6 protein-coding genes and 1 pseudogene are annotated in these 5,129 nt (G+C 43.3%); all 7 read right to left on the bottom strand.

The genetic code is table 11. The features are described 5' to 3' along the window. Positions 1-881 (bottom strand): annotated as a pseudogene (locus BG32_RS02155) (phospho-sugar mutase); the annotation flags it as partial. A 1-nt stretch (position 882) separates the two neighbouring features. Next, positions 883-1,221 (bottom strand): YraN family protein, encoded by a 339-nt coding sequence (locus BG32_RS02150; protein WP_006492321.1) that lies wholly within the window; start codon positions 1,219-1,221, stop codon positions 883-885. A gap of 3 nt (positions 1,222-1,224) precedes the next feature. Beyond that, positions 1,225-1,524 (bottom strand): Asp-tRNA(Asn)/Glu-tRNA(Gln) amidotransferase subunit GatC, encoded by a 300-nt coding sequence (gene gatC, locus BG32_RS02145; RefSeq protein WP_039882840.1) that lies wholly within the window; start codon positions 1,522-1,524, stop codon positions 1,225-1,227. A 2-nt stretch (positions 1,525-1,526) separates the two neighbouring features. Further along, the gene (gene galT, locus BG32_RS02140) at positions 1,527-2,534 is read right to left on the bottom strand and encodes a galactose-1-phosphate uridylyltransferase (RefSeq protein ID WP_006492319.1); all 1,008 of its coding nucleotides are present in this window, start codon (positions 2,532-2,534) and stop codon (positions 1,527-1,529) included. Then, positions 2,527-3,933, bottom strand: a complete 1,407-nt coding sequence (locus BG32_RS02135; RefSeq protein ID WP_006492318.1) for a glycogen synthase — start codon at positions 3,931-3,933, stop codon at positions 2,527-2,529. The genes galT and BG32_RS02135 overlap by 8 nt, the downstream gene beginning before the upstream one ends. Before the next feature lie 4 nt (positions 3,934-3,937). Then, positions 3,938-4,558, bottom strand: coding sequence for an MBL fold metallo-hydrolase (locus BG32_RS02130; RefSeq protein ID WP_006492317.1), 621 nt, complete (start codon positions 4,556-4,558; stop codon positions 3,938-3,940). A gap of 1 nt (position 4,559) precedes the next feature. Continuing rightward, the coding region (locus BG32_RS02125; RefSeq protein WP_147434801.1) for an undecaprenyl-diphosphate phosphatase at positions 4,560-5,129 on the bottom strand (570 nt) is incomplete at its 5' end.

Genomic DNA, 5,129 nt, shown 5'->3' with positions numbered 1-5,129 from the left:
TCGGGGTCCGTTGCTATTACAAGATCTGCGCCTATCTCTCTCGCAACATCCAGAGCCATGGAAAAGGCTCTTGGATCTTCGGGATTTGGGCTCTGCACCGTCGGGAAATCTCCATCCGGTATAGCCTGCTCCTCAACTCGTTTCACTCTGTGTCCGAGCACTGTAAGAGCTTTGTAAACGGGAAAGTTTCCACTCCCATGTAGGGGTGTGTAAACAACATTCAGTTCTTCATAGTCAGAAGTAAGTCCTAGTATGTTTTCTTTCACGGTGTCGATGTATTTCTCAAGAAGGGAATTCGGGATGCTATTTATCAGTTCACTTCTTGGACTGAAATCCTCAAAATAGTCCGATGCTTCGACTCTTTTTACTATCTCTTCTGCATAGCCGGGTACGGCCTGGGTCCCATCGGAAGTGTAGACCTTAAAACCGTTGTATTGCGGTGGATTGTGACTGGCCGTTATTACGACACCACCGCTAGCTTTCAACTCTCTCACTGCATAACTAAGTATTGGAACCGGCATGGGTTCGATGAACACGTGCACTCTAATTCCCATGGACGAAAGAACCTCGGCTGTCGTTTGGGCAAACTGCGCAGATTTATGTCTGGTATCAAACGCTATTACAACAGATGGATCACTGTAATTCTCTGAAATCCAGCGCCCAAACCCTAAAGAGGCGCGCTTGATGGTGTAAGAATTTATCCTATTTGTACCTGCACCCATTACACCACGCATTCCACCTGTTCCAAATTCGAGATCCAGTGAAAATCTCTCTCTAACTTCTTCAGGAGTGAGATCCTTCAGTTCATCTCTGATCTCATCAGATGCATTATCTAGCCATCTCTTGTACTCCTGATTAACTGCTCGTTCACCTCTAAGCACTCTACCACCTTCCAACAGATCTAAAATGATTAACTGCTCCGCTTTCTAGAATCTCAATGACATCCAGTCTAGCTTCCTCAAACTTAGGCTCTTCAGTAAGAATATATCTCTGGGCAGCCAATTCCAATCTCCTAATTTTCCTTTCATCTACACGATATCTCGGGAGTACTAACGAGCTTCCCCCCTTTACTTCAACAAACACCAGAATCCTGCCTTCAAGAGCAACGATATCTATTTCCCCGAATCTATACGCAACATTCCTTGCTATTATCCTGTATCCGTTTTCTTTCAAGTATTCGCATGCGAGATCCTCGTATCTCTTACCAGCCTCCTTGCTCATTGCTCATTTCTCTTCTTTATAAATCCTTGGCACCTTCAAATAGCTCCCCTCTGTATCGGGAAAGAGATCTCGAATGAGTCTCGATTCCTTGAACTCAACCAACTCGTCTTCCCTAGGCTCGAGGCTCTTCTCAACAGGAGTGACCATTTCTTCGGCGTCAGGATCTACTCCATCTAGAAGCGTCATATACTGCAGTATCTCCTCAATATCCTTTTTCAGTTCAATACGCTCGTCTTCAAGTAGTTCAAGCTTTGCAAGGCCTTCAAGATGTTTAAGGAGTTCATCGCTTACTTTCGTTTCCATTTTCATTCCTCCTCAACGCTGACTTCACGAAGATACATGGCTGCATGCTCTGGAGGCATAGGGTTTATGTAGAAACCCGATCCCCATTCAAATCCGGCAACCCTTGTAAGCCTTGGTACTATTTCCAGATGCCAGTGGTAGTGATTCGATTCGTCAATTCCTCTTATTCCTGTGTGCAGCATGAAGTTATACGGTGGATTATCTAGAGCTTTGTAGATTCTTAGCAACGTATTCTTGAGAATTATCGAAAAACTCTCGATTTGAGTAGCAGATATCTCTCCAAAATTGTGACTATGAACCTTCGGAACAATCCATGTCTCAAAGGGGAACCTCGCAGCGAATGGTTCAAACGCTACGAAATCGCTGTTTTCTTCAACTACTCGAGTCCCTTCAAGAGTCTCTTGATTCACCATATCACAATATACACATCTCTCTCTGAAGCGATAATACTCAGCTGCACCAGCTATCTCTTCTGCGACTCTTTTTGGAACTATTGGTGTAGCAATGAGCTGACTATGCGAATGGACAAGCGAGGCGCCAGCTTCTCTTCCATGATTCTTGAATATCAAGATGTACTTTATCCTGTTGTCCTTTTCGAGTGTCTGGAGACGTTCTTTGTATGCCCAAACTACTTCTCTAACCTGTCCATACGATAGAGTCGCCATTGAAGCGTTGTGATCCGGTGTCTCAATGATGACTTCGTGGGTCCCGAACCCCTTTATGACATCGTACATGCCGTGACCGAATCGCTCGGGCTCAATATTTGAATCCAATGCAGGAAACTTGTTTTGCACAACTCTCACCCACCAGCCCGGACTGTCCTTAACAGTATCTGCGGGCCTAAACGCCATGATTTCTGGAGGTGTGGTGTGTTCATTGCCATAGTCAAACGGACAAAAGGCTGATTCAACATTTTCTTTAGCATTTATGAAATCATGAGGTCGTCGAGCTCTTTCGGTCGCAATAATCACCCACCTCTTGATTATCGGATCCTTTCTAAGTTCAGGCATCGTTATTAACCTCCAGAATCTTCTTATACAGGGAGAGGTAATTCATTGCCGAGACTCTCCATGAGAAGTCCTGTCTCATCGCATTTCTAACTACTTTCTTCCAAAGTTCTGGTTGAAAGTAAACTTTGAGAGCTTTCTTCAAAGCTCCAAGCAGCTTTTTCGCATCGTACTCTACGAATCCAAAGCCATTACCATTGTTTTCAGGATCAAATTCATGAACAGTGTCCGCGAGTCCTCCAGTGTATCTGACAATTGGAACAGTCCCGTATCTCATCGCAAACATTTGTCCAAGTCCACATGGTTCATATCTAGAGGGCATCAAAAACATATCTGCTCCACCGTAGATTTTTTGGGCAAGATCGAGATCAAAGGTCAATCTCGCAGCCACCTTTTCCGGATAATTCTTTTGAAGTATCCTGAACATATCTTCATACTTGCTCTCTCCCGTCCCCAAAACTACAATTTGAATGGGAAGCTTCATCAACTCGTCCTTGATATCTTCAATCAAATCAAGTCCTTTTTGATCTACAAGACGTGAAATCAGTCCAATCAAAGCATCATCTCTTTTCGGAAGACCCACAAGTTGCTGTAAATTAGATTTATTGAATTTCTTGCCCTCAATATTGTCCTGCGAAAAGTTTGCCCAAAGTCGTTCATCTCTTTCGGGATCATATTCGTAGTAATCGATCCCGTTCAAGATTCCAACCAGGTCGCTCCGCCTCCTAGAAAGGATTTTTTCAAGGCCGGCACCATATTCTTTCGTCTGGATTTCTTTTGCGTAGGTTGGAGATACAGTGCTAAGCTTATCTGAAAAAACGAGCCCAGCCTTTAGAAAATTTATTTTTCCTGCCTCAGAGATTTCGTCCCAATTGCTTTTTTCGATTCCTGACAGATCTAGATATTCCTTACCGTATACACCTTGATAGGCGAGATTGTGAATAGAAAGAAGGGTCTTGCACTCTGCTTCACACTGTTTAAGATATACTGCGATCAAAGCGGTTTGCCAATCGTTGAGATGGACGATATCGTAACCTTTGTCAACTGCAAATCCGGCGGCGGCATCGGAAAAGCTCATTGCCTGAAAACCAAGATCCGATGCACCATAGATCTCCTTTGAGTCCATAAGTCTTTCGTTATAAAGCAAAAAAACGTTCACATCGCTCTTCGGCAACTTCGCTCTGTAAACCTCAAAAGAAACCTCTCTTTTGACAAACCTGGTACTGACGTTCTCATCCGTTTTGATAGCCATATTTTTGTCTATCGACTTATGAAATGGCATTAACAAATCAATTTCGACTCCGAGCTCTTTAAGATACTTCGGAAGGGATCCTGCAACATCGGCAAGACCCCCTACCTTCGCTATAGGATAAACCTCGTAAGATACAAAAAGCACCTTCATTCAATCACCTCTTGAACAGCGGGAGGTCATGAGAGAAAATAACAGCATCTGCTCTCTCAAAGTGTTTCAAGACAAAAGCAGCGGCTGGATCTGATCTCATTCCTTTTCGCATTTCGTGATAATGTATCTGTCTTGCGCAGACGTCTCCACAAATGAAAACCCTTCCATGATTTTCCGTTTGGAGAAAGAAGGACACATGATCTCTTGAATGATATGGCGAACTGAGAACATCTATTGCTCCCAAAATCCTTTCGCCACCCGAGAAGGTCTCTATACATTTCCAGGAGTCAATGATCTTACTATACACAGATCCAATTATTGGACCAAATGAACTGTAATCTCTAGTGGAGAAGCTTTCATGTAAATGTATCGTCGCCTTAGAGAAAAAAACACTGTTGAAAGCATGATCAAGATGAAAATGAGTGAGCAATATATCGGTTATATCGTCTGGGGAGAGACCCAGAGAAGTTAATCCGTCTTCCAAAACTTTCATCGAAGCGAACCCGCCTGGATCGATGAGAATTTTCTTGTAATCTTCCACAAGCAGAACACAGCTACTTGTGGATGCATCCATCATTCCCGGCACGTACACTAAGGAGCCGGGAAAGAGGAGATTCAAATCCAAATCACATCACTCCTCGAAAAATCAGACCTACAATCCCTATAATTATACAGTAAAAGCCAAAGAATCTCAGACGTCGCTTCAGAACAAGTTTCTTGAGGAGCCAAAGCCCAACAATACCAGTTGAAAAGGCAAGAAGACATGACAAAAGGACGGTTGATATAGGAAGACTTACTTTGGAGAGTTCCAAAATACCGGCACCAAAGGTAACTGGAAGACTCAAAAGAAAGGAGAATCTAACTGCGTCACTTCTAGTCATTCCTATAAGTAATGCCCCGAATATCGTCAAGCCACTTCTTGATAGTCCAGGAGCTATTGCAGCCGCCTGAAAAATGCCTATTGAAAGCGCGCCTGCAATTGAAAGATCAAGGATTTTACGTTCACCCTTCAAGCTATCCGAAATGAATAAAGCAGCCGCTGTAGCAAAAAGCATTATCGAAGCAAATGCCACATCAGAGAAGAGAGATTTGATTTCATCCTCTAGGAGGAAACCAACTAGAACTGCAGGAATAGTTGCAACAAGAAGCAGCACAATGAATCTGAATGAGATTTTCCTCTTTTCAGGTTTAGATAG

Source organism: Mesotoga sp. HF07.pep.5.2.highcov, assembly GCF_003666285.1.
In the GTDB taxonomy this organism is placed as follows: domain Bacteria; phylum Thermotogota; class Thermotogae; order Petrotogales; family Kosmotogaceae; genus Mesotoga; species Mesotoga prima.
This window is presented reverse-complemented; position numbering and strand designations above follow the sequence as displayed.